Annotated in this window: 26 protein-coding genes; 10 read left to right on the top strand and 16 right to left on the bottom strand. The window is 63.3% G+C overall.

Going from position 1 to position 23,782, the window contains the following annotated elements:
* Positions 1-14 precede the first annotated feature (14 nt).
* Genes QLQ16_RS03815 through QLQ16_RS03805 form a run of 3 tightly spaced genes read left to right on the top strand, consistent with a single transcriptional unit; the run spans position 15 to position 3,069 of the window.
* Positions 15-1,109, top strand: coding sequence for an aminoglycoside phosphotransferase family protein (locus QLQ16_RS03815; RefSeq protein ID WP_283223358.1), 1,095 nt, complete (start codon positions 15-17; stop codon positions 1,107-1,109).
* A 2-nt stretch (positions 1,110-1,111) separates the two neighbouring features.
* Entirely contained in the window at positions 1,112-1,834 is a 723-nt protein-coding gene (locus tag QLQ16_RS03810) for a 16S rRNA (uracil(1498)-N(3))-methyltransferase (RefSeq protein ID WP_283223357.1), read from the top strand.
* A 56-nt stretch (positions 1,835-1,890) separates the two neighbouring features.
* Positions 1,891-3,069: an MFS transporter gene (locus QLQ16_RS03805; protein ID WP_283223356.1), complete on the top strand. Its 1,179-nt coding sequence runs from the start codon at positions 1,891-1,893 to the stop codon at positions 3,067-3,069.
* Here QLQ16_RS03805 and QLQ16_RS03800 read toward each other — a convergent pair.
* Together QLQ16_RS03800 and QLQ16_RS03795 are read right to left on the bottom strand one after the other, a co-directional pair.
* A complete protein-coding gene (locus tag QLQ16_RS03800) occupies positions 3,035-3,877 on the bottom strand; it encodes an alpha/beta hydrolase (RefSeq protein ID WP_283223355.1) in 843 nt (280 codons plus the stop codon). The two genes, QLQ16_RS03805 and QLQ16_RS03800, sit on opposite strands and share 35 nt — an antisense overlap.
* A complete protein-coding gene (locus QLQ16_RS03795; RefSeq protein WP_283223354.1) occupies positions 3,874-5,355 on the bottom strand; it encodes a M20 family metallopeptidase in 1,482 nt (493 codons plus the stop codon). Before QLQ16_RS03795 ends, QLQ16_RS03800 begins: the two co-directional genes overlap by 4 nt.
* Before the next feature lie 119 nt (positions 5,356-5,474).
* Here QLQ16_RS03795 and QLQ16_RS03790 point away from each other — a divergent pair, with 119 nt between their 5' ends.
* Positions 5,475-6,146: a nucleotidyltransferase family protein gene (locus tag QLQ16_RS03790; RefSeq protein WP_283223353.1), complete on the top strand. Its 672-nt coding sequence runs from the start codon at positions 5,475-5,477 to the stop codon at positions 6,144-6,146.
* Positions 6,147-6,158: 12 nt separating this feature from the next.
* Here QLQ16_RS03790 and otnI read toward each other — a convergent pair whose 3' ends face one another.
* The 6 genes from otnI to QLQ16_RS03760 form a co-directional block, all read right to left on the bottom strand.
* A complete protein-coding gene (gene otnI, locus QLQ16_RS03785) occupies positions 6,159-6,992 on the bottom strand; it encodes a 2-oxo-tetronate isomerase (RefSeq protein WP_283223352.1) in 834 nt (277 codons plus the stop codon).
* A gap of 62 nt (positions 6,993-7,054) precedes the next feature.
* Complete coding sequence (locus QLQ16_RS03780) at positions 7,055-7,714, bottom strand: class II aldolase/adducin family protein (protein ID WP_283223495.1); 660 nt, start codon at positions 7,712-7,714, stop codon at positions 7,055-7,057.
* A gap of 2 nt (positions 7,715-7,716) precedes the next feature.
* Entirely contained in the window at positions 7,717-8,982 is a 1,266-nt protein-coding gene (otnK, locus tag QLQ16_RS03775) for a 3-oxo-tetronate kinase (protein ID WP_283223351.1), read from the bottom strand.
* Positions 8,979-9,878: an L-threonate dehydrogenase gene (ltnD, locus tag QLQ16_RS03770; RefSeq protein ID WP_283223350.1), complete on the bottom strand. Its 900-nt coding sequence runs from the start codon at positions 9,876-9,878 to the stop codon at positions 8,979-8,981. The genes otnK and ltnD overlap by 4 nt, the downstream gene beginning before the upstream one ends.
* Positions 9,879-9,921: 43 nt before the next feature.
* A complete protein-coding gene (locus QLQ16_RS03765) occupies positions 9,922-10,890 on the bottom strand; it encodes a Bug family tripartite tricarboxylate transporter substrate binding protein (RefSeq protein WP_283223349.1) in 969 nt (322 codons plus the stop codon).
* 72 nt (positions 10,891-10,962) lie between these two features.
* Entirely contained in the window at positions 10,963-11,280 is a 318-nt protein-coding gene (locus tag QLQ16_RS03760; protein WP_283223348.1) for an NIPSNAP family protein, read from the bottom strand.
* 184 nt (positions 11,281-11,464) lie between these two features.
* Between QLQ16_RS03760 and QLQ16_RS03755 the strand changes: the two genes are divergently transcribed.
* A complete protein-coding gene (locus QLQ16_RS03755) occupies positions 11,465-11,887 on the top strand; it encodes a hypothetical protein (protein ID WP_283223347.1) in 423 nt (140 codons plus the stop codon).
* Positions 11,888-11,937: 50 nt separating this feature from the next.
* Here the strand turns inward: QLQ16_RS03755 and QLQ16_RS03750 are convergent, their stop codons facing one another.
* The 4 genes from QLQ16_RS03750 to QLQ16_RS03735 are packed head-to-tail and all read right to left on the bottom strand — an operon-like array spanning position 11,938 to position 14,450.
* The gene (locus QLQ16_RS03750) at positions 11,938-12,507 is read right to left on the bottom strand and encodes a YceI family protein (protein WP_283223494.1); all 570 of its coding nucleotides are present in this window, start codon (positions 12,505-12,507) and stop codon (positions 11,938-11,940) included.
* Positions 12,508-12,541: 34 nt separating this feature from the next.
* A complete protein-coding gene (locus tag QLQ16_RS03745) occupies positions 12,542-13,105 on the bottom strand; it encodes a YceI family protein (RefSeq protein ID WP_283223346.1) in 564 nt (187 codons plus the stop codon).
* Positions 13,106-13,112: 7 nt separating this feature from the next.
* Entirely contained in the window at positions 13,113-13,652 is a 540-nt protein-coding gene (locus QLQ16_RS03740) for a cytochrome b (protein ID WP_283223345.1), read from the bottom strand.
* Between the two features lie 12 nt (positions 13,653-13,664).
* The gene (locus tag QLQ16_RS03735; RefSeq protein WP_283223344.1) at positions 13,665-14,450 is read right to left on the bottom strand and encodes a DODA-type extradiol aromatic ring-opening family dioxygenase; all 786 of its coding nucleotides are present in this window, start codon (positions 14,448-14,450) and stop codon (positions 13,665-13,667) included.
* A gap of 51 nt (positions 14,451-14,501) precedes the next feature.
* On the opposite strand from QLQ16_RS03735, the gene QLQ16_RS03730 reads away from it, so the two are divergent.
* Both QLQ16_RS03730 and QLQ16_RS03725 read left to right on the top strand, forming a co-directional pair.
* Positions 14,502-15,410, top strand: a complete 909-nt coding sequence (locus tag QLQ16_RS03730) for a LysR family transcriptional regulator (RefSeq protein ID WP_283223343.1) — start codon at positions 14,502-14,504, stop codon at positions 15,408-15,410.
* Positions 15,411-15,494: 84 nt separating this feature from the next.
* Complete coding sequence (locus QLQ16_RS03725) at positions 15,495-16,931, top strand: NAD-dependent succinate-semialdehyde dehydrogenase (RefSeq protein ID WP_283223342.1); 1,437 nt, start codon at positions 15,495-15,497, stop codon at positions 16,929-16,931.
* A gap of 115 nt (positions 16,932-17,046) precedes the next feature.
* On the opposite strand, the gene QLQ16_RS03720 is transcribed toward QLQ16_RS03725, so the two are convergent.
* Positions 17,047-18,957, bottom strand: coding sequence for a PhoX family protein (locus QLQ16_RS03720; protein ID WP_283223341.1), 1,911 nt, complete (start codon positions 18,955-18,957; stop codon positions 17,047-17,049).
* 142 nt (positions 18,958-19,099) lie between these two features.
* On the opposite strand from QLQ16_RS03720, the gene QLQ16_RS03715 reads away from it, so the two are divergent.
* A complete protein-coding gene (locus QLQ16_RS03715) occupies positions 19,100-19,522 on the top strand; it encodes a c-type cytochrome (protein ID WP_283223340.1) in 423 nt (140 codons plus the stop codon).
* Between the two features lie 6 nt (positions 19,523-19,528).
* Here the strand turns inward: QLQ16_RS03715 and QLQ16_RS03710 are convergent, their stop codons facing one another.
* From QLQ16_RS03710 to QLQ16_RS03700, 3 genes are read right to left on the bottom strand one after another with little or no spacing between them, the layout of a single operon-like run.
* Complete coding sequence (locus QLQ16_RS03710; RefSeq protein ID WP_431310370.1) at positions 19,529-20,080, bottom strand: lipocalin family protein; 552 nt, start codon at positions 20,078-20,080, stop codon at positions 19,529-19,531.
* Positions 20,080-20,874, bottom strand: coding sequence for an SDR family oxidoreductase (locus QLQ16_RS03705; RefSeq protein WP_283223339.1), 795 nt, complete (start codon positions 20,872-20,874; stop codon positions 20,080-20,082). Before QLQ16_RS03705 ends, QLQ16_RS03710 begins: the two co-directional genes overlap by 1 nt.
* A 23-nt stretch (positions 20,875-20,897) precedes the next feature.
* Entirely contained in the window at positions 20,898-21,677 is a 780-nt protein-coding gene (locus tag QLQ16_RS03700) for a FadR/GntR family transcriptional regulator (RefSeq protein WP_283223338.1), read from the bottom strand.
* 193 nt (positions 21,678-21,870) lie between these two features.
* On the opposite strand from QLQ16_RS03700, the gene QLQ16_RS03695 reads away from it, so the two are divergent.
* Together QLQ16_RS03695 and QLQ16_RS03690 are read left to right on the top strand one after the other, a co-directional pair.
* Positions 21,871-23,538, top strand: a complete 1,668-nt coding sequence (locus QLQ16_RS03695) for an FAD-dependent oxidoreductase (protein WP_283223337.1) — start codon at positions 21,871-21,873, stop codon at positions 23,536-23,538.
* Positions 23,535-23,768 carry a DUF2783 domain-containing protein gene (locus tag QLQ16_RS03690; RefSeq protein ID WP_283223336.1) on the top strand — a complete coding sequence of 78 codons (234 nt, stop codon included), beginning with the start codon at positions 23,535-23,537 and terminating at the stop codon, positions 23,766-23,768. Before QLQ16_RS03695 ends, QLQ16_RS03690 begins: the two co-directional genes overlap by 4 nt.
* Positions 23,769-23,782 lie beyond the last annotated feature (14 nt).

Here is a 23,782-nt window from a genome sequence, read left to right as displayed (position 1 = left end):
GAATGGGATTATCCATGAGCCACCCTACTGCCTCCCCCAACGCGACTCCTGAAGTCAGCTGGGCCGATCCGGCCCGCCAAGTCCTGTTCAACGCCTGGATGGCGGGCATCGCGCCCGCCCAAGGGCTTTTGCCTGCAACGGTGCGCATCGCCTCGGCCGATGCGAGCTTTCGCCGCTATCTGCGTGTAGACACGGCCGCAGGCGACAGCCGCATCGTGATGGATGCGCCACCGGACAGAGAAAACTCCAAGCCCTTTGTGCAGATTGCCGCCCTGATGAAGGATGCCGGCCTGCGCGCCCCTGAAGTGCTCGACTGGCACGAAGCCCATGGTTTCATGCTCCTGAACGACCTGGGCAGCGCCACCATGATGTCGGCCATCGATGCCGAGCGCCCGCAAGCCAACCATGGCCTTTACATGCAGGCGGTGGACACCTTGGTCCAGTGGCAGCTGGCGTCGCGCCCCGGCGTCTTGCCGCCTTACGACGAGGCTTTGCTCCAGCGCGAACTGAGCCTGTTCCCCGATTGGTATTTGGCCCAGCACAAAGGCGTGCAGCTGCAAGGCCAAGACAAGGCAACGTTAGACAAAGCCTTTGCCCTGATCGTGCAGCGCAACCTGGCCGCGCCTTCGGTGTACGTGCACCGCGACTTCATGCCCCGCAACCTGATGATGCCGCACCAAAGTGAGCAGCTGGGCGTGTTGGACTTTCAGGATGCAGTCTATGGCCCAGTGACCTATGACATCGCCAGCCTGATGCGCGACGCCTTCCTGACCTGGGACGAAGACTTCGTGCTCGACATCACCATCCGCTATTGGGAAAAGGCCCGCAAGGCCGGGCTGATGGATTTTGAAGACTGGCACAGCGACTTTGGCGCCTTCTACCGCGCCGTTGAATGGATGGGCCTGCAGCGACACCTGAAGGTGGCGGGTATCTTTGCGCGCTTGACGCTGCGCGACGGCAAGCCCAAATATTTGGCCGATGCCCCGCGCTTCATCCACTACATCCGCAAGACCTGCGACCGTTACCGCGAACTGGGCCCCTTGCTCAAGGTGCTCGACGAGATCGAGGGCACCACGCCCCAGGTGGGTTTTGCCTACGGGCGCATGTGAGCATGCCGCGTTTTTACTGCCCTGCCCCTTTGCAAACCGGCTTGGCGCTGAGCTTGCCGCCGGGTGCCGCCCGCCATGTGCAGGTCTTGCGCATGCAGCCGGGCGACGGCATCAATTTGTTCAACGGCGAAGGCGGCGAATTTGAAGCCACCGTCACCCGCATGGGCCGAAGCGACGTGGACGTGGAGGTGGGCACGCACCATGCGGTCGAACGTGAAGCGCCCTGCGCTGTGCATTTGCTGGCCGGCATCACCGCCAACGAGCGCATGGATTGGTTGGTCGAAAAAGCCACCGAACTGGGGTCCACCAGCATCACCCCCATCACCGCCGAGCGCAGCGTGCTCAAGCTCAAAGGCGAGCGCGCCGAAAAAAAGCTGGCGCACTGGCAAGGCGTGGCCGTGGCTGCCGCTGAGCAGTGCGGCCGCAACCGCGTCACCCGCATCGACAGCGCTTGCACCGTGGCGCAGTGGGCAGCCGAGCACCCTGCTGGCGCTGCCGACGGTGTGCGCTTGGTGCTGTCCCTGTCTGAAGGCACGCGGCCATTGAGCGATGCTGTGCAGGGCCAGACCTCGGTCACCTTGCTCAGCGGCCCCGAAGGCGGCCTCACCCCCGCCGAAGAGGCGCAGGCCTTGGCGGCCGGTTTTGTGCCGGTCACCTTGGGCCCGCGCGTCTTGCGGGCCGAAACCGCACCCTTGGCGGTGTTGGCGGCATTGACTTTGCGCTGAAGTTCACCTGCCCAAGGTGACAGGGGCTGTGCGCGCCCTTCGATACACTGCAGGGTATGAACGCCAACCTCATCCTCCTGACCCTTTGCCAGGGTCTGTTCTTCACGAACAACGTCACCTTCATCGCCATCAACGGTTTGGTGGGCCTGTCCATGGCCCCGCTGGGCTGGATGGCGACTTTGCCCGTCATGGGCTATGTGGTGGGGGGTGCCTTGTCTACGGGCTTGGTGGCCAAGACCCAGTCGCGCTTTGGGCGGCGCATCTCGTTTCAGTTGGGCTTGTTGGTGGCGGTGTTCGCGGCTTTGCTGGCGGCCTATGCGGCTTGGAGCCACAACTTCTGGTTGCTGGTGTGCGCCACGGTGATCGCGGGGTACTACAGCGCCAACGGTCAGCTCTACCGCTTTGCGGCAGCAGAGCTGTCGGTTGAGAGCTTTCGCGAAAAAGCCGTCTCGCTGGTCATGGCCGGTGGCTTGATCGGGGCCATCGCGGGGCCCAATCTGGCGTCGCGCACCAAGGGTATTTTGGAGACGCCTTTCATGGGCGCCTACCTGGCTTTGGCCGGAGTGGCTGTCTTGGGGCTGGTGGTGATCAGCTTCATCCGCTTTCCGGCCGTGCCCCCCAAAAAAGCCGGCGATGCCGTGGGCCGGCCCTTGGCCGACATCATGCGCCAGCCGATTTTCATCGTGGCGGCAGCCACAGCGGCTTTGAGCTACGGCGTGATGAACCTGCTCATGGCCGCCACGCCTTTGGCCATGCAGGTGTGTGGCTTTGGTTTCAGCGATGCCGCGTTGGTGCTCGAGTGGCATGTGATCGGCATGTTTGCACCGGGCTTTTTCACGGGCCACTTGATCAAGAAGTTTGGCGCCTTGACCATCATGTCGGTCGGTGTGTTGTTGAATTTTGTGTGCATCGCGGTGGCCTTGTCGGGCATCGAATTGCACCAGTTCATCGTCGCCCTGTTTTTGTTGGGCCTGGGCTGGAATTTCTTGTTCACCGGCAGCACCACTTTGGCCATGCGGGCCTGGCGACCTGAAGAGAAAGACCGCGCTCAAGCGGCCATCAACTTCTTCGTGTTCGCCACCATGGCGCTCACCTCGTTTGCCTCGGGAGCCTTGGTCACCACGGGGGGCTGGACTTGGTTGAACGTGGGCTCTTTGGTGCCGGTGGCCCTGGCGGGTTTGGCGCTGGCCTGGTTGGGGCTCAAGCAGCGAAGCGATCGTCCAGCCAGCGCTTGAGCGCCTGGAACACCAGCTGGCGCTGGGTGTCGTTGAAGATCTCGTGGTACATGGGCGCAAAGCAGTGCGAGTGCACCACCGAGGCCGGTGCCTTCGCGGCAAAGGCCGCATTCGCGTCGGGGTGCACCAGACGGTCTTGCCCGGCGTAAATCAGCAAACTGGGCACCTTCCACTCGGCCGCCAGTGCCACCGTCTTGGGGCCTTCGGTGTAGATCCAAGCCCCCAGCCGGGTCGAGATGCGGTCGTGCACCAGCGGGTCCAGTGTGTAGCGCTGCACGGTTTGCGCATCGCGGGCGATCAGCTTGGGGTTGAGCCCGTTGCCCACACACAGGTGTGGCCAATGTTTAGGCAAAGTGGCCAGCAGCAGTTTTTGCAAAGGGTTGGCCCAGGTGCCCAAAGCCGGTGAGGACATGACCACGCCGTCGACATAACGCAACTGTTCGGCCACCGCGCGTGCCACCACCAAACCGCCCATGCTGTGGCCTAGCAAAATCAAGGGCGCATCGCTGGCGCCGGGTTTGGCGCGTGTGTCGTCGATCACCGTGGCCAAGTCTTGCATGAGCCCGTCAGGGGTGTGCAGTGTGCCGCGCACGCCTTCGGAGTGGCCGTGGCCTTGGTGGTCGTAGCCGCGCACCGCAAAGCCCCATTGGCGCAGCTGATCGGCCACATGGCCGTAGCGCCCGGTGTGTTCCCCCAGGCCATGCACCAGCAGCACCGTGCCCCGTATGGGCCCCAAGGGCAAGGGCCAGTCGTACACGGCCAGTTGACCGGCCTGGCCTTGCAAGGTGCTGCGTTTGGCTTGTTTCATGGCATGCGGGCGATGACTTCGGCCACCGCAGCGGTGAGCTTCTTGGCATAAGGCACGTGCAAAAACTCGTTGGGCCCGTGCGCGTTGCTCTTGGGGCCCAGCACGCCGCAGACCATCATTTGCGCTTTCGGAAAGCCCGCGCTCAGCATGTTCATGAGCGGGATGGTGCCGCCTTGCCCGATGTAGCCCACCGAGGCGCCAAAGTGCGATTGGCTGGCGTGGTTGAGCGCTTGCTCAAACCAAGGCTGCGTGTCGGGTGCGTTCCAGCCGGTGGCGCCGCCTCCGCTCTCAAAGGTCACCTGAGCTTGGTAGGGCGCGTTGTCTTCCAGCAAAGTTTTGAGTTCTTGCACGGCGGTGGCCGCATCGATCAGCGGCGGTAAGCGCAGGCTGAGTTTGAAGGCCGTGTAAGGCCGCAGCACATTGCCCGCGTCTTTGAGGGCCGGGAAACCATCGGCCCCGGTCACGCTCAAAGTGGGGGCCCAGGTGCGGTTGAGCAAGGCCTGCACCGGGTCGGTGGTGGTGGGCAGTGCAAAGCTGGTGGAGCCGCCGCAGTCATAGTGCGCCCACGGAAAGCGCTTGTAGAGTTCTTCGCCCAAAATCGCCGCCGTGGCCCGGGCCTGTGCCATGCGCTCGGCAGGCACTTCGCAATGAAAGCTCTGCGGCAACAAGCGGCCGGTGCTGCTGTCCTCCAGCCGGTCGAGCACCTGGCGCATGATGCGAAAGCTCGACGGCACCACACCCGAGGCATCGCCCGAATGGATGCCTTCGGTCAGGATCTGCACCTTGAGGGTGCCGCTGGCCATGCCGCGCAGGCTGGTGGTCAGCCACAGCTGGTCATAGTTGCCCGCGCCACTGTCCAGGCAAATCACCAGGCCCACATCGCCTAGGCGCGCTCGCAGCGCGTCCACATAGGGCAGCAGGTCATACGAGCCCGATTCTTCGCAGGTCTCGATCAGGCCCACGATGCGCGGGTGCGGTGTCTTTTGGCTTTTGAGCGCTTGCAGCGCCGTGATGCTGGCGTACACCGCATAACCGTCGTCCGCACCGCCACGGCCATAGAGCTTGCCGTCTTCGTAAGTGGGGGTCCAAGGCCCCAGGTCGTTGCGCCAGCCGGTGAACTCGGGTTGCTTGTCCAGGTGGCCGTACATCAGCACGGTTTGGCCCGAGCCCTCGGCATTGGACCGTGTGGCGGCCACTTCAAAAAACAGCACCGGCGTGCGACCGGGCAGCTGAATGATCTCCAGCGTCAAGCCCTCGACCTTTTGCGCCGTCACCCAATCGGCGGCTTGGCGCATCACGGTGTCGATGTGGCCGTGCGCGGCCCAATCGGCATCGAAGGCGGGCGATTTGGCCGGCACTTCGATGTATTGCTTGAGCTCGGGCAGGATGGAGGCGTCCCAGGCCTGCGTCACTTCGCGCAAGGCTTGTGCGCTGTCCAGGTGGTGGGCGGGCATTTCTCGGTGCAAGGGGGCGTTCATCGCAAGACTCCGGAGCGAAAGAGAAATCACTGTAACGGTTTTTTGAGAGATAAATCCTTGGGGGCACAATGCTTGGCGTGCCCCGCAACGGGCAAGGCAGCAAGATGGAGCGCAGGGGCATGAACGAAAACCACGCAAAGGCAGAAGGTCTGCCTGTCAAAGTGGCCGCGGTGATCTTGGCCGCTGGCTCGGCTTCGCGCATGGGTCTGCGGCCCAAATGTTTGCTCGAGATCGATGGTGTTTCGCTGCTGCGCCGCCAATGCTTGGCATTGTCGGGTGCGGGTGTGCAAGACGTGGTGGTGGTGCTGGGGCACTATGCCCAGCGCATTCACCAGTCGGCCCGTGATTTGCCGGTGCATTGGCTCACCAACCCAGACCCCGATGAAGGGCAAGAGTCCTCACTGCGCTTGGGCTTGCAAGCCATGGCACCCGATGCAGATGCCACGCTGGTGCTTCTGGCCGATCAACCCTTGATCGATGCGCAAGACATCGCGGACCTGATCCATGCCTATCACCAAAGGCCTGCCCCAACGCAATTGGTGCGCCCGGTGGTGGAGGGTTTGCCTGGCAACCCGGTGATGTTTGGCCGCAGCGTGGCCCAGCAAATTTTGGCGGGGCCACCCACCATGGGCGGGCGGCAGTGGCAGCAGCAGCACCCGCAGCAAGTGCACCGCTGGGTCAGCGCCAATGCCCATTACCGCGCCGATGTGGACAGCCCTGAAGATATTCAAGCTCTGGCCCAAAGGACCGGCCTGCACTTGCGCTGGCCCGAAGACTTGCAGCGCGATTGAGTCCAGCTGGCTTTACAGGTAGCCGCGTGCCCAACTCAGGCCGCGTGAAGTACCGCCCACCGACGCATCGGCCGGGTTGTATTCGCAACCGATCCAGCCGTCCCAGCCGCAGGCGGCAGAGACCTCGTCGATGGTCTTGAAGATGTGGGCCCAGTTCACTTCGCCGGTACCGGGTTCGTGGCGGTGCGGCACTTCGGCGATCTGGAAGTGACCCACGCGGCCAGTCGGCAAGTATTGGGCGATCTTGGTGCTCAGGTCGCCTTCGACGATTTGGCAGTGGAACAGGTCCATTTGCACTTTCACGTTGGCAGCGCCCACGGCCTGCACGATGCGGAGCGCGTGGTCTTGCCGGTTGAGGTGAAAGCCTGGCACGCTGCGGGTGTTGATGGGTTCGATCAACACATCGCGCCCGGCCTTGGCGGCTTCACGCGCGGCCCATTGCAAGTTGCTCACCAACGTGGCATCTGCGGCCTCGCCACTGGCGCCTTCGCCGCGCAAGCCCACCATGGCGTGGATGCGCGGGCAGTTCAGCGCCTCGGCATAGTCCAGCGCTTGTGCAAAGCCGGTGCGAAACTCCGCCTCGCGTCCGGGCACGCTGGCCGTGCCGCGGCTGCCGGACTCCCAGGCCTTGGCAAAGCTGTCGGTGTCGGTGCCGCCCGAGGGCGTGTTGAACAAGACCTGTTGCAAGCCGTTGGCCTTCAAACGCGCGGCCAACTCTTGTGCGGGAAAGGCGTAGGGGAACAAATATTCCACCGCCTTGAAACCATCTTGGGCCGCCGCTTCAAAGCGGTCCAGAAACGGCAAGTCGGGGTACATCATCGAGAGGTTGGCGGCAAAGCGGGGCATGGGTTTTCTTTCAAACGGGGTGTCTTGTCATCGCGAGTCAAGCGCGGCGATTCAGGCTGTGCTCACCAGCGGGCGCCAAAGGTTTGGCGCAATTCGTCCAAGTCACTGGCCAGCAGGGGCGGTGTGTGGGGTTGCAGCAGCATGAGGCGGGCGGTTTCTTCCAGCTCTTCGAGCGTGGCCATGGCCGCTGCAGGCGTGTTGTGCCACACATTGGGCCCCAGGCGCGGCAGCATCACGGCGCGGATCGGTGTGCCTTGCGCGGCGTGGCTTCGGATCAAGGCGGCCACTTCTTTGGCGGCATCGGGGCTGCCGGGGCGGTGGTAACGCACCAGCGGCACATGGCCAACTTTCATCACAAAGTAGGGCGTGATCGGCGGCAGCAACTCGGGGCCGTGCGCGTTCAGGCTCAGTGCCACGCAGTGCGTGCTGTGGGTGTGGATCACGCAGCGCGTGTCAGCGTCGGTTTCGCAAGCAGCGGCGTAAATCTGGCGGTGCAAGGCGATGGTTTTGCTGCCTTTGTCGCCGCTGACTTGCTGGCCTTGCAGGTCCAGCTTGGCCAAACGCGCCGGGTCCAAAAAGCCCAAGCAGGCATCGGTGGGCGTGATGAGGAAGCCATCATCCAGCCGCACGCTGATGTTGCCCGCCGTGGCGTGCACATAGCCGCGCTCAAACAGGCTGCGGCCCACGCGGCACATTTCTTCGCGGGCTTGGGATTCGGTGATGCTCATGCCAGCACTGTAAAGGCTTTGGTGAAGAAGTCTTCGGTGCCAAAGTTGCCCGACTTGAGCGTGATGTGCACGCCGCCGTTGTCGCCGGGTGCATGGCACCAAGGCACGCCCGGGTCGATTTGTGGACCGATCTGCAGCTGAGCAATACCGAGTGCCTGCACACAAGCACCCGAGGTTTCGCCACCGGCCACCACCAACTGCTGCACGCCCAAACCGACCAAGCCACGGGCCACCGCAGCCAGCGCGTGCTCGACCAAAGCACCCGCCTCGGCCACGCCCAGCTGTGCTTGCACGGCTTTGACGGCCTCGGGCTCGGCGGTGGAATACACCAGCACCGGGCCGTCCTTCAAAAGCGGCGCGGCCCAAGCCAAGACCTGCTGCACCATGGCATCGCTTTGGCCGTGCATCAGCGCTGCGGGGTTGATCGCCATCGCGGGGCGACCCGTTGACTTGAAGTGCGCCACCTGCGCATTGGTGGCCAAAGAGCAGCTGCCCGAGACCACTGCTTGCAAGCCGTGGGCGGCGGGCAACTGGCTGGCCTGCAGCGAGGGCTTCAGGCCAAAGTTGGCGGGCAGGCCAATGGCCACACCCGAGCCTGCGGTGAGCAGCGGCATGTTTTTCAAAGCCGGGCCCATGCGGTGCAGGTCTTCGTTGCTGGTCGCGTCCACCACGGCCACGCCCACGCCTTCTGCACGCAGAGCGCTGATGCGCTCTCGGATGGCCGCTTCGCCAAGGGCCACGGTTTTGTAATCGATCAAGCCCACCTTGCGCTTGGTTTGCGCCTGCATGACGCGCACCAAATTCGCATCGGTCATGGGCGTGAGCGGGTGGTTTTGCATGCCCGACTCGTTGAGCAGCACGTTGCCCGCAAACAGGTAGCCCTTGAACACGGTGCGGCCGTTGTCCGGAAAGGCCGGTGTCGCGATGGTGAAGTCCGTGTGCAGCGCGTCCATCAGGGCCTCGGTCACCGGGCCGATGTTGCCTTCGGGCGTGCTGTCAAAAGTGGAGCAGTATTTGAAATAGATCTGCTGCGCCCCTTGCGCCTGCAACCACTTCAAGGCATCGAGCGACTGGGCGATGGCTTCGGCAGCCGGGATGGTGCGCGACTTGAGCGCCACCACCACGGCATGAACATCAGCGGCCAGTGGCGTTGTAGGCACGCCAATGGTCTGCACCACCCGCATGCCCGAGCGCACCAGGTTGTTGGCCAGGTCCGTGGCGCCGGTGAAGTCGTCGGCAATGCAACCGAGTTGGATGGTCATGCCTTGCCTTTCGGCAACTCGATGCCCGGAAAAATCTTGATGACAGCGCTGTCGTCTTCTTTGGCAAAGCCTGCGGTGCTGGCTTGCATGAACATCTGGTGCGCGGTGCTCGACAGCGGCAGCGGGAACTTGCTGGCACGCGCCATGTCCAGCACGATGCCCAAATCCTTCACAAAAATGTCTACGGCTGAGAGGGGCGTGTAATCGGCCGCCAGCACATGGGCCATGCGGTTTTCAAACATCCAGCTGTTGCCCGCGCTGTTGGTGATCACCTCGTACAAGGCCGCGGCGTCCACACCTTCGCGCAAACCCAGCGCCATGGCTTCGGCAGCGGCTGCAATGTGCACACCCGCCAGCAGCTGGTTGATGATCTTCACTTTGCTGCCCGCGCCTGCGCTGTCGCCCAGCTTGTAGACCTTGGCGGCCATCGCGTTCAAGAACGGTTCGGCCACGGCATAGGCCGCAGGCTTGCCCGCCGTCATCATGGTCATCTGGCCCGAGGCCGCTTTGGCCGCACCGCCCGAGATGGGCGCGTCCACATACTGCAGGCCCATGCCCTCCAGGCGTGCTTCCAGTGCCACCGACCAGTTCGGGTCCACGGTGGAGCACATCACGAACACGCTGCCGGGCTTCATGCTGGCCGCGCAACCGGCGGTGCTGCCATCGCCAAACAGCACGCTCTCGGTCTGCGCGGCATTGACCACCACCGACACGACCACGTCACACGCCGCGCCCAGCGAGGCCAAGGTGTCATGCGCCACGCCGCCCTCTGCGGCGAATGCTTGCGCCACTTCGCGCCGCACATCGAACACCTGCACGTTGTGCCCGGCGCGGCGCAAGGACGCCGCCATGCCCGAGCCCATGGCCCCCAAACCGATCAAACCCACTGTGGTCATGTCATCTACTCCGTGGCGCAGACCCAAGCCGCGCCGATTGTGTTTAATCCAAGGCGATCTTGGCGTAGGACGCCACGCTCTTCCATTGCGCCGTGTCGGCCTGCATGAAGCTGGCCATGCTGGGTGCGTTCAGCCAAGTGGGCTCGGCGCCCGCTTTTTGAATCGCGGCTTTCACCTCGGGCTGTTGCGCCACGCGCTCCAGCGCTTGTTCGATTTTTTGCTGCACCGGTGCAGGCAAGCCTGCGGGCGCGGCCAGGCCAAACCAGGCAAAAACTTGGTAGCCCTTCAGGCCCGCTTCTTCCATGGTTGGCACGCCCGGCAAAGCGCTGCTGCGCTGCGGCGTGGTCACGGCCAGGGCTTTGAGCTTGCCGCCGTTGATCAGGCCCAGGGCCGAGGGCAGGTTGTCAAACATCATGCTGACCTCGTCGGCCATCACGGCGGTCAGGCCAGCGGCCGCGCCCCGGTAAGGGATGTGCGTCACAAACAAGCCCGCTTGGCTTTTGTACAGCTCGGCGCTCAGATGCAGCGAAGTGCCTTGCCCGTTGGACGCGTAATTGAGTTGGCCGGGCCGGGCTTTGATGCGTGCGCTCAGATCGGCCACGCTCTGGATGCCCGAGGCCGGGTTGACCACCAGCACATTGGGCACACGGCCCAGCAAGCCCAGGGGCACGATGCTTTCAGGCTTGTAGGGCAGCTTGCTGTAGAGCGCGGGGTTGATGGTCAGGGGCGGCGAGGCCATCAGCAGCGTGTAGCCATCGGCCGTGGCGCGGGCCGCCTCTGCTGCACCCAGGTTGCCACCGGCACCGGGCTTGTTGTCGATCACGATGGATTGACCCAGCTCTTGCCCCAGCTTGGGCGCCACCAGACGCGCCATGTTGTCGATCAAACCACCCGGCGGAAAAGGCACCACCAGCTTGATGGGGCGGGCAGGCCAAGCCTGCGCCATGGCCGTGGCGTGCACCATAGGCAAAGCGGCCATGGCCGCAACACAAAGCCAAAATCGACGTTGCATGAGAGGTCTCCTGAGGGATAGTTATCAGGTCATCATACAAATTCTGGGTGGGATTGACCATAGGGAGAACGCTCAGGGCTTAGGCCCCCAAGGCGCAGACAGCATGAGCTTGTTGTTTTGTTCGCGGATCAGCGGGCGGATCTTGGCGGCGAAGGCCATGAACTCGGGGTCGCTGAACACGCCGGCCCAAAAGGCGCGGCGGTCCGCGTCGTCGTCAAACTTCCAGATGTGGATCAGCTCATTGAGGGCGCCGATGTCGCCGGTGAAATAGCCCACCAGTTTTTGCGGGTGCTTGGACAGCGCGGGCCAACCTTCGTGGGTGTAAAGGGCGGTCAGCTCGGCCATTTTGCCGACAATGGCCGAGTAGGTGCGCAGTTCGTAAATTGCCATGGGCGTCTCCTCAAGGGTGGATAAAACAGGTAAGGGCATAGAACAAGGATGCGGTCCTGGGCCAGCCAAGGCGTGGTCGACGTGAACATGCAGGTCCTCGCTCAGGTCAACAAATACTAACCGTCAGGGTCCGCGTTCCACGTCGCGGGCGTTCACAATGGCGCAAGTCCCACCCGCCTGAAACATGAGCACAGAACAAGCCCCCCTGCTGGCCGCAGACTTGAAAGCACTGGCCCAAAAGCCCTCCCAGGCGTGCAGCTGCAGCATGGGCGCTTGCGCCGCTTGGGAGAGCGTGCCCGGTGAGCGCTGGCCTGCAGCGCAGCTGACGCCCTTGGGCAGCTTGCGTCCGGCCGACCGCTTGGGCCCCGAGCCGACGTACGAAGAATGCCACCCCCACAAGACCCGCTACGACTCGGTGGATGCGCCGATTGCACCGGCCTTCTTTCCGTACAACCGCTGCGATGTGTTCGGCTGCGGGGTCTGCGGCCGGGTCTTGCTCAAATACACCGAGTACGGCGGCTACTACGTCGATGACCGTGTGCGTGCCGTGCGTGCCGATTTGGTGATCGCCCAAGACAAAGCCCCTGAGGACGATCGCGCATCCTGAGGGGCTTGGGCCTTGCATGACCCGGCGTGCCGGGTCAGTGGCTCAGTGTTTCACTGTGCAACAGCTTCGATGGCGATGTCGATGCGCACTTCGTCACCCACGTAAGGCGCGTATTTGCCAGCGTTGAACTCGCTGCGCTTGATGGTGGTGAAGGCGTTGGCACCCAAGGCAGGTTTTTTCATCATCGGGTGAGGCATGGCCTGGAAGCCAGTCACTGTCAGGGTCACGGGCTTGCTCACGCCCTTGATCGTCAGGTTGCCTTCGATGGTCTTGGGCTTGTCGCCTTCAAACACCACTTTGGTGGACGTGAAGGTGGCCTTGGGGAACTTGGCCGTGTGGAAGAAGTCTTCTGCTTGAATGTGGCCGTTGAAGACGGTTGAGCCCGTGTTGACCGAGGTCATGTCGATCTCGATGTCCACCGAGCCGGTTTTGGCTTCGGCATCGAACACGACTTTGCCGGTGGTGTTGCTGAAGCTGCTCAGCTGGGTCGAGTAGCCAAAATGTGAGTAAGAAAAACGCGGGAAAGTGTGTGAGCTGTCCACACTGTAGGTCACCGGTGCGGCCAATGCCGAGCCAGCGGCCAGGGATGCGAAGGCCAAAGCGGCGCTGAGTTTTTTCAAAGATGTCATGGGTTTTACTCCGTAGGGTTGAAATTCATTTGCCCGGTTGGGCGGTGAGGGAAAAGTTGACCTGGATGTCGTTGGCCACCACATCGAACTTGGCCCACATGCCTTCGCCGATGTTGAAGTCGCCCCGCTTGAGGATGAAGCTGCCACTGAGCACGCCGTCTTTGCCTTGCGCCGTGTGCTTCATCGGGAACTTCACCTCGCGGGTCTGGCCCTTGATGGTCAGGCTGCCGGTGACTTCGTATTGGTTGGGCGCGGTGGGCTTGAACTGCTTGGCCACAAAGCTGGCCTTGGGAAAGGCCGCCGCATTGAACCAGGACTTGGTCACGACTTCGTCGTCGGCCTCGCTCGATCCGGCATCCACGCTGGCCAGCTCCACGTCAAAGCTGGCTTTGCCAGCCTCGGCTTTGGCGGGGTCAAAGTTGACCTGCGCGGCAAACTTCTTGAAGCGACCGTCCACGGCCACGCCCATTTGTTTGTAGCTGAAGGTGACGCTGCTTTTGGCGGGCACGATGGCCTGGTAAGGGGCCGCTTGTGCCTGCAGGGCCAAGGCGGTGGCGGCGAGCGCCAGGGTTTTGTGCAAAAGGTTCATGGTGTTCTCATTTATCAGATGTGCCGGGCAACATGCGGCGCAGCGTGTCGTCTTTGTGCACAAAGTGGTGCATGAAAGCCGCCAGCGCATGCACCACGATCAGCAGGAGAAAGCCGACGTTCAGCGCGCTGTGCAGCTCGGCCAGCGAGCGGCCCAGGGCCTTGTCTTTGCCAATCAGGTCCGGGATCGGCAGCACGCCGAACCAAACGGTTTGAAAGCCTTTGGCCGAGCTCATCAGCCAGCCGCTCAAGGGGATGATGACCATGAACACGTAAAGCATCCAGTGGCCAGCAATCGCGGCCAGCCTCACGGCACCGTACAGGCTTGCCGACATGGGCGGCGGCCGGTGCGTGATGCGCCAGGCCAGGCGCAACCAAACCAACACAAAGACAGTGACGCCGGCCCATTTGTGCCAGGAGTACAGCTGCAGTTTTTCGGGCGACAGGGGCAAGTCGCTCATGTAAAAGCCCAGGCCCAGCAGGCCAAAGACCATCAGGGCCATCAGCCAGTGCAGGCTTTTGGCAAGGGGGGTGTAGTGGGTGCTCATCGTGTGTCCAATTCAGTGGAAAGTGTAGCCATCCATGGCGATCACATGGTCACTGATGCCCCGAAAAAACGCTTTGGGCTGTGCGTCAGCACCCGCAGCGCCCCAAGCGGTGAACAAAGGCAGCAAGTGCTCGTCGGTCGGGTGGGCGCGTTGGCCGGATGCTTGCTGGCGGTAGTTCAGCAAAGCGGCCACATCTCGCTGCACCATGTGGGTGTGGACCCAGTCGGCAAACGCTTGCACATAGGCCGGTGTGGCACCGCCTTGCATGCTCACCATCATGAAATCGCGCAGGTTGTGCGTCACGTTGCCCGAGCCGATGACCAGGATGTTTTGCGCGGCCAATGGCGCCAGCGCCTGGCCCACACGCCAAGCGTGCGCTGGACCCCAATGGCGTTGCACCGACAGGGGCACGATGGGCACGTCGCCATCGGGGAACATCTGGCGCAGCGGAATCCAGGCGCCGTGGTCCAGGCCGCGCTGGGCGTCTTGCGCTGCGGGCAAGCCGGCCGCTTGCAAGGCGGCCAGCACCTGCGCTGCGGCTTCGGGGCAGCCTGTGGCCGGGTATTGCATCTGGTACAGGCGCGGGTCAAAGCCACCAAAGTCGTGGAGGGTCTCGGGCCGGGTAGCAAAGCCCACGGTGGGCACGGCGGTTTCCCAGTGCGGGCTGACCACCACAATGGCGCGGGGCGTGCCCAGCTGCGGCACCAACTGGCTCATGGCCGCGCCCGCAGCGCCAGGGTGCAGAGCAAACATGGGCGAGCCGTGTGGCACAAACAAAACAGATTTGGGGGAAGGCATGGGTCGGACTGTAGAGCGGGATGAAGAACAGAAAAAGTAGCCAATGTGAAAATGCTTGTTGCATACTTGGCAACAATGGACAAACTCAATGCGATGCAAACCTTTGTGCGGGTGGCCGAAGCCGGCAGCTTCACCGCCGTGGCCGACCAGCTGCAGGTGGCCCGCTCTGTTGTCACGCGCCAGATCGCCGCGCTGGAAAAGCAACTGCGCGTCAAGCTCATCACGCGCAGCACCCGCAGCCTGACGCTCACGGCTGCTGGTGCGGCCTACCTCGAAAAGTGCCGCGTCATCCTCAACATGGTGGACGCGGCCGAGGCCGGCTTGGACGAAGAAAAAGCCGTGCCGCGTGGGCGCATCCGGCTGGGCTTGCCGCTGAGCTTTGGCTTGCAGCGGCTGATGCCGGCCTTGCTGGCCTTTGCCAAGGCGCAGCCGCACATCGAGCTGATGATGGATTTCTCGGACCAGCGGGCCAACCTGATCGAAGAAGGCATCGACCTTTCGATCCGCATCACCGCCGATTTGCAGCCGGGCGACATCGTGCGGCACCTGGGCGATTGCCGCTTGCTCACGCTGGCTTCGCCCGCCTACTTGTCGGCGCATGGCCAGCCGCTGCACCCCGCGCAATTGCGGCACCACGAATGCCTGATCTATTCCATGACCATGAACGCGGCCACCTGGGCCTATGCCGATGCGGGGCAGGTCAGCGCCTTTGCGGTGCGTGTCCGCATCCGGTCTAACAACGGTGTGGCGCTCACGCAGGCGGCGGCCGAAGGCCTGGGCATCACGCGCCAGCCGGACTTCATTGCCGAGCCCTTTTTGGCGCGGGGCGAAGTGGTCGAGTTGCTGCAAGACTTTGCGCCACCGCCTTTGGGCATCTACGCGGTCTTGCCCAGCAACCGCTACATCCCGCACCGGGTGAATGTGCTGATCGATCACCTGGCCCAGTCTTTGAAGCCTTGAGCCTGTCCCGTGCTTGACGCACGCCGGGGCCATTTCGGACACAATGCGCCCACTGCCGATTCAGGCGTTCATCAGGACCAGCCCATGACCTACCCCAACACCCAGCTTTTCATCAACGGCCAATGGTGCGATGCCGAAAGCGGCCGCACCCTGCCCGTCTTCAACCCCGCCAACGGCGCCGAAATCGGCCGCTTGGCCCATGCCGGTGTGGCCGATCTGGAGCGTGCCGCCCAAGCCGCCCAAAAGGGTTTTGAAATCTGGCGCGACACCCCCGCCAACGAGCGCAGCGCCATCATGCGCAAAGCCGCCGCCCTGATGCGTGAACGCGCCCCGCAAATTGCCGAGCTGCTCACGCAAGAGCAAGGCAAGCCCGTGGGCGAAGCCAAGGTCGAAGTGATGTCGGCCGCCGACATCATCGAGTGGTTTGCCGAAGAAGGCCGCCGTGTGTACGGCCGCATCGTGTCGCCGCGCAACATCAACGTCCAGCAAAACGTGCTCAAGCAACCCGTGGGCCCAGTGGCGGCTTTCACGCCTTGGAACTTCCCGGTCAACCAGGTGGTGCGCAAGATGTCCGCCGCGCTGGCCACCGGTTGCTCGATCATCGTCAAAGCGCCTGAAGAAACCCCCGCATCGCCCGCCGAGCTGATCCGCGCCTTCCAAGACGCAGGCGTGCCCGAGGGAGTGATTGGCCTGGTCTATGGCACACCGTCTGAGATCTCGAACTACCTGATCGCGCACCCCGTGATCCGCAAGATCACCTTCACCGGCTCCACGCCCGTGGGCAAGCAGCTGGCGGCCTTGGCCGGTCAGCACATGAAGCGCGCCACCATGGAGCTGGGCGGTCATGCCCCGGTGATCGTGGCCGAAGACGGCGACATCGCCCTGGCGGTCAAGACAGCAGGTGCGGCCAAGTTCCGCAATGCCGGTCAGGTGTGTATCTCGCCCACCCGTTTTTTGGTGCACCACAAAATCGCTGAAGAGTTCTCGCAGATGATGGCGGCGCATGCCCAGTCGCTCAAGGTGGGCGATGGCTTGGTGGCCGGCACGCAGATGGGCCCCTTGGCCAACGAGCGCCGTTTGGTGGCCATGCAAGCGATCGTGCAAGACGCCCGCGCCAAAGGCGCCAAGGTGCTGGCCGGTGGCGAGCGCATTGGCACCGAAGGTCTGTTCTTTGCGCCCACGGTCTTGTCGCATGTGCCGTTGGACGCCGATGTGGTGAACAACGAGCCCTTTGGCCCGATTGCCGCGATCCGCACCTTCGAGAACATCGAAGACGCCATCGCCGAAGCCAACCGCCTGCCTTTCGGCCTGTCGGGTTATGCCTTCACCAACTCGCTCAAGACCTCGCACCTGCTGAGCCAGCGCCTCGAAGTGGGCATGCTCTGGGTCAACCAGTCCGCCGCCCCTTGGCCCGAGCTGCCTTTTGGCGGCATCAAAGATTCGGGCTACGGCTCCGAAGGTGGCCCCGAAGCACTCGACGCCTACCTCAACACCAAAACGGTCTCGATCTTCAACGCTTGAGCCAAGCCCGACCGACTGGTTGGGTCCTTCCTCTTGCATGTCGGGGCTTCAGCCCCGACATGGGCGCTTGTTCGATCAGCGTCGCAGCTGAAGCTTTCGACCTGCGTGCGGGGCTTTAAGTGCCGATCACGCCGCCGTCGATTTTGCGGATCACCACGTTCGCAGAGCGGGGGCGGCCATCGGGCTGGTGGTCGGGCCAGCTGGAGTATTTTTGCGGCTGCTTGGGGTCGCTGCGGTCGGTGGGCGTTTCGCCCGGGTGCTGCACGCTGATGAACAGGTTGCGCCCATCGGGCGTGAAGGTCAGGCCGGTGATTTCGCAGTTGGTCGGCCCCGTCAAAAAGCGGCGGATCTCACCCGTGGCCGTGTCGCAGGCCAGCATCTGGTTGTTGCCGATGCGGGCGAATTCACCTTTGTACATCTGCGTGGCGTGGGCATCGGTCTGGATCCACAGCAGGCCGTTGGGGCTAAAACCCAGCCCATCCGGGCAGCCGAAGATGTCGCCCTTCACATTGCCTTTGGCTTCGGCCCGCTCGTTGGCCGGATCACCGGCCAGCACCAGCAGATTCCATTCAAACGTCATGCCGTCAAAGTCTCTGGCTTCGCGCCAGCGGATGATCTGGCCCATGCTGTTGTTGGCCCGGGGGTTGGCCGCATCCACGCCGGGCTTGCCTTCTGCGCCGCGCTGGCTGTTGTTGGTCAGCGTGCAATAGACCCAGCGCGAAGCCTTGTCGATGGCCAGCCACTCGGGCCGGTCCATTTTGGTCGCGCCCAGCAAGTCACTGGCTTGGCGGGCTTTGATGAGCACCTCGCCCTGGTCGGCAAAACCGTTGGCTGCCGTGAGTGGCCCTTGGCCGTGCACCAGCGGCAGCCACTGGCCTTGGCCGTTGGCGTCAAAGCGGGCCACATACAGCGTGCCTTCGTCCAGCAGATGGCGGTTGGCTTTGGCGCCGCCGGGCTGCATGCGGCCGGAGCTCAGGAATTTGTAGATGTATTCAAATCGAGCGTCTTCGCCCGAATAGACCACGGCGCGTTGGTCTTGCGTCATCGCTACCCAGGCGCCTTCATGCGCGGCGCGGCCCAGAGCCGTGCGCTTGACAGGGGTGCTGGTCGGGTCCATCGGGTCCACCTCCACCACCCAGCCAAAGCGGTTGGGCTCATTGGGGTTTTGTGCCGCGTCAAAGCGCGTGTCAAAGCGCTCCCAGTCGTACAGACCTTTCTCGCGCAAGCCCCAACGCTTGTGGTGGGCGCTGATGTCTGTGCCGCCGCCGAAATAGAACATCCAGTTTTCTTCGCCGGACAAATAGGTGCCCCAGGGCGTGGCGCTGCTGGCGCAGTTGTTCAGCGTGCCCAGCGTGGTGCGGCCTTGTGGGTCGGCGGCGGTGCGCAGCAGGGGGTGGCCAGCGGCCGGGCCCGACATGTCAAAGGGGGTGTCCATGGTGAAGCGCCGCGCATAGGCCGAGGGGCGCACCATCTCCCAAGCTTGGCCGTTGAACTTGACCTCATAGACCGACAGGCCGTGCGCGTTTTGCGACTTTTTGACCTTGGCCGCGTTCATGGGCACAAAGCCATCGGGGTGCAGCAAGCCGTCGTCGGTGTACTCGTGGTTGAGCGCGATCAGGCCGTGGGTGGACGAGCCGTTGAGCGGGAAAAACGCCAAGCCGTCGTGGTGCATGCCCAGTTGCACGGCTTGATCGGCGGCGCTGTTGCTGCCGTCGGTGCGAAAGGCCGGCATGTTGCCTGCAATGCCCACGGGCTCACCCCAGCGGGCAATCACCTGCGCCACATAACCGGGGGGCACCACCAGCGCATCGGTCTGGCCCGGCGGGATGGCGGTGAAGCCCAAGCGGGCCTGGCCTGTGCCTAAGTTGGCGCAGCCCGCCAAAGGATGCAACAAGCCCAGCAAACTGGCCAGGCCTGCACTTTTCATCACGGTGCGGCGGTTCAGTGGCAAGGCCGCGATCTGGTCGTGGATGGAGGCGTTGCCAGAACGGTTGCTGTCTTCCATGGTGGAGAAGTCTTTGGACATGCGGGGTTCCTGCGTTTTCAAATCGAGCCGAAAAGATAACCCAGGTCAGTGACCGTTGCGTGAATGCACGCGACTTGGGGGCGTTGGCGTACCGACGAGACGCGGTGGCTGTCGGACCATGGGGCCCTGAAAGGATCAACCCATGCACCCCACACTTCACTGGCTGAGCGCTGTCATGCTGGCGATCCCGCTGGCCGCTGCAGGGCAAACATCGGCGGCGCTGGGCCGGGCCGATTTTCGGGACAACTGCGCCAGTTGCCACGGCAAGGCAGGCCAAGGCGATGGACCACTGAGTTCTTGGCTGGTCAAGCCGCCTGCCGACTTGCGCACCATCGCCCAGCGCAATGGCGGGCGATTCGAAGAAGACCGACTGGCCGAGCTGATCGATGGCCGTTGGTCGGGGGACGGTGGGCCGCACGGCTGGCGCGACATGCCGGTGTGGGGTCAGGTGTTCAAACAACGCGCCATGACGCAACCGGGCGATTCGCCCCAAACGGCGGAGTGGTCAGCCCAAGACCGGATCCAATCTTTGCTGATGTTCCTCAAAACCCTTCAGCTGCCCTGAGGGGGCTCAGGGGCTGCTGGGCTGGATGCGCTGAAGATCAAAGCCGTTGGCGGCCAGTTTGCCCTGCAGGCTTTGGTAGGTCGCTGCGGGCAACTCGGGCGTGCGCGAGAGGATCCACAAATACTCGCGGCTGGGCTCGCTGACCACCACCCATTGGTATTGCGGGTCCAGGTCGATGATCCAGTAATTGCCCCACACCAAGGGAATGAAGGACAGCCACGAGGGCGCAAAGCGCACCTGCAGGCGGGGCGAGTTGGCGCGGCCGATTTGGCGCGCCTGGCCCAGCGCCTCGCTCCACTCGCCTTTGGCGGTTTTGCAGCGGTTGAGCACCTGCACCTGGCCATCGGCTTGCAGACTGTAGGTGGCGCTGGTGCTGCTGACGCATTTCTTTTGGAACCAGTTGGGGTATTTGGCGATCTCGTACCAGGTGCCCATGTAGCGGGGCACGTCCACCGAAGGCACCGTCGCCAAAGGCGCGGGCTGCGCCCAGGCGGCTGCGGCCATCAGCCCCAGGCAAGCGGCCAGGGCCAAGCGCTTGGCGCTTGTCAGGCGGGCCATCACACCACGATCGGGTTCAGCGCCCCGTCCATGCTCATGCATATGCCGGTGATGTAACTGGCCTTGGCCGAGGCCAGAAAGACGACCGCGTTGGCGATCTCTTCGGGCTCGGCCATGCGGCCCATCGGGATGCGGGCCACCGCTTGGGCCATGGCTTGCTCGGTGCTGATGCCTTGGTTGCGGGCATCGGCCACCATGCCTTCTTGCAGGCGGTCGGTGCGCGTCAGGCCAGGGTTGATGGCGTTCACACGGATGCCCTGCGGGCCATAGGCGGCGGCCAGTCCCACGCTGGCCAGCATCAAGGCCGCATTGGCTGCGCCGCCGGGCAGGTGGATCGGGCTGGCCACTTTGCCGCCGTTGCCCACCACGTTGACCACATTGCCGGTGCCCCGTGCGGCCATGCGCTGGATGGCGGGGTTCATCATGTGGATGTAGGTGAAGTACTTGGCCTGCATGGCGTCTTGCCAGGCTTCGGGCGTCAGTTCAGGGGCGGGCGTGCGCTTGGCCGCGCCGGCCGAGTTGACCAGCACGTCCACCGGGCCGAAGGCCGCTTCGGCCGAGTCGAGTGCGGCCAGTGCTGCTTGCGCATCGCGCAAATCCGCGGCCACGGTGTGGATGCGATCCGCCGCAAATTGGGTTTGCAGGGTGTGGCGGGCTTTGTCCAAGTTGGCGCTGTCGCGCGAGACCAGGCTCACCTTGGCGCCTTCTTGCAAGAAGGCCTGCGCACAGGCCAGGCCAATGCCTTTGCTGCCGCCGGTGATCAAGATGTGTTGGTGGTTCAGTTGCAAGTCCATGGCTGCCTGGGTGGGGTGTGGGGTTAACGGGGGGTGCGCAAGCCTTTGACCAAGGGCTGCGCCAAGCGCTCGCCTTCTTGTTGCCAAAAGCTGGGGTCGGCCCTGCGGATGCGCACGATCGCATTGCCCATGTGGGTGGCGGCAGCTTGGCGGGCCAGCTCGGGGTCGCCCGCTTCCACCGCTTGGACAATGGCTTGGTGTTCGTTTTGCACTTCGCTGGCAAAGTCCACGCGCCGTGCTTCGTTGGCGCGGGTGACTTCGGTCACGCCGTGCAAAAACTGACCCAGGTATTCCAGCGTCTGGATCAAAAAAGGGTTGCGCGCTGCATTGGCGATGGCGCGGTGAAACTTCACATCTTCGTCCACCCCGTTGCGCCCGGCTTGCACCGCCTGGTCGAGGGCCTGGACCGACTGGCGGATGGCTTGCACATCGTCGGGTGTGCGCCTTTGCGCGGCCAAGGCGGCCACTTCGGCTTCGAGGGCGCGGCGCACTTCGACCATCTGGATCACGGCCTCTTGCGAGGCGGCCAACTGCGCCTCGAAGTGCAAGGGCGCAAAGGGCAGTTGGGGGTTGACGAAGACCCCGCTGCCTTGGCGCGAGTCCACCAGACCCAGCGATTTGAGGCGCGAGACCGCTTCGCGCACCACGGTGCGGCTGACCTGAAATTGCTCGACCAGCCGCGCTTCGGTGGGCAGCTTGTCGCCGGGCTGCAGGCGGCCTTGCTTGATCAGCGCGGCCAATTGCTCGGCCACCTGGTCGGACAGCCGTGCGCCGCTGGAGACGGGGGTGAGGTGCTGACTCATGGGGTTGTCATACAAACAAACAAGTTTCGAAGCATAGCCTTTGCCGTGCTTTTGCGCTGAAAGCGGTGTGAACGCAGCCTGGGTGGGCGCCAAGTGGTGACTTTTAAAATTACGTATAGGTAAATGAATTTATCAATGGTAAATTACGGGTCTTGCACCGCAGGGTGCTGTAACACCAGCCCGGAGACCATGCATGGGTGCCTACGTCAACCCGATTTATCCGTACAAATCGTCCGCCGACTGGATGACCACACCGCCGCAGCGCAAGCCTTTGATCGTCATTGGCGCAGGTCCGGTGGGCTTGGCAGCGGCCATCGACGCCCGGCTGCAAGGCCTGGAGGTGTTGGTGCTCGACGACGACAAAACCGTCTCGGTGGGCTCGCGGGCTGTGTGCTACGCCAAGCGCTCGCTCGAAATTTTGGACCGCCTGGGCATTGCCGACGAGGCCTGCCAGCTGGGCGTGAGCTGGAACATTGGCCGCACCTTCCTCGAAGAGGACGAGGTCTACCAGTTCAACCTGGTGCCCGATGCCGGCCATAAACGCCCCGGCATGATCAATTTGCAGCAGTACCACATCGAGGAAATGCTGATTGCCCGTGCGCTGGCGCTGGGCGCCGACATCCGCTGGCAACACAAAGTCACGGCGGTCACGCCCTCTGCGGACCACGCCACGCTGACAGTGGAAACGCCCGATGGCCGCTTCGACATCGAAGCCGATTGGTTGGTGGTGGCCGACGGTGCGCGCAGCCCGATTCGCCGCCATTTGGGGCTGGACATCGAAGGCCGCGTGTTCCAGGACCGCTTTTTGATCGCCGACGTGATCATGAAAGCCGACTACCCTGCCGAGCGCTGGTTCTGGTTCGACCCGCCTTTTCACCCGAACCAAAGCGTGCTGCTGCACAAGCAGAGCAACAACGTCTGGCGCATCGACTTCCAGCTCGGCTGGGACGCCGACCCCGAAGAAGAAAAGAAGCCCGAAAAAGTCATCCCACGCCTGAAGGCCATGCTGGGCGATGACAGGCCTTTTGAGTTGGAGTGGGTCAGCATCTACACCTTCCAGTGCCGCCGCATGACCGACTTCCGCCATGGCCGTGTGCTGTTCGTGGGCGATGCTGCGCACCAGGTCTCGCCTTTTGGCGCGCGCGGGGCCAACTCGGGCTTTCAGGATGTGGACGATTTGATGTGGAAGTTGGCCTTGGTCATGAAGGGCCAGGCCAGCGACAAGCTGCTCGACAGCTACGCGCACGACCGCCAGTTTGCGGCCGACGAGAACATCATGAACTCGACGCGTTCGACCGACTTCATCACGCCCAAGAGCCGCACCAGCAAAACCTTCCGCAACGCGGTGCTGGCGCTGGCCAAGCACCACCCCTTTGCCCGCAAGCTGGTCAACTCGGGCCGCTTGTCCATGCCCTCATTCCTCACCGAGTCGGCGCTCAACACGCCCGACACCGAGGTGTTTGCTGGCCAGATGGTGCCCGGCGCCCCGATGGACGATGCGCCGGTGCAGCTCAACGGCCAAGACGGCTGGCTGCTCGATCAGGTGGGCCGAGGTTTTCAGTGTTTGCTGTTTGCCGACGCGGTGGATGCACAGACCTTGGCGGCCTTGCAAAATTTGAAGCTTGGCGCAGTGCCAGTGGACACGCTGGTCGTTTCCAAGCAAAGCCTGTCCGTGCCCGGCTTGGTGGTGTTGGTCGATGCCCAAGGGCTGATGGCCAAACGCTACGACGCCCAAGCCGGCACGGCCTATTTGCTGCGGCCCGACCAGCATGTGGTCGCCCGTTGGCGCCAGTTGCAAGCCGCAGCGGTGCAAGCTGCGGTGGCCCGCGCCATCGGTCAAATTGGAGGACAAAAGCCATGAGCACATCTGCACTGAAAACCGACCCGAATTTCCACGAAGCTGGCCGCCGTTTCTTTCGCGATTTTTCGCCAGGCGATGAGTTTTACGAGCACCTGATCGATGCCCACAACGGCCTGAGCGATGAGCAAAGCGAAGCGCTCAATGCCCGCTTGATCTTGCTGCTGGCCAATCACATTGGCGATTTGAACGTGTTGCGCGAAGCACTGCAGGCCGCCCGCCAAACCGACTGAGCCCCTTGGAGACC

The sequence above is a fragment of the Limnohabitans lacus genome (genome assembly GCF_030053395.1).
In the GTDB taxonomy this organism is placed as follows: Bacteria; Pseudomonadota; Gammaproteobacteria; order Burkholderiales; family Burkholderiaceae_C; genus Limnohabitans_A; species Limnohabitans_A lacus.
Note: the sequence above shows the minus strand (reverse complement) of the source record. Positions and strands in the feature narration are given on the sequence as shown.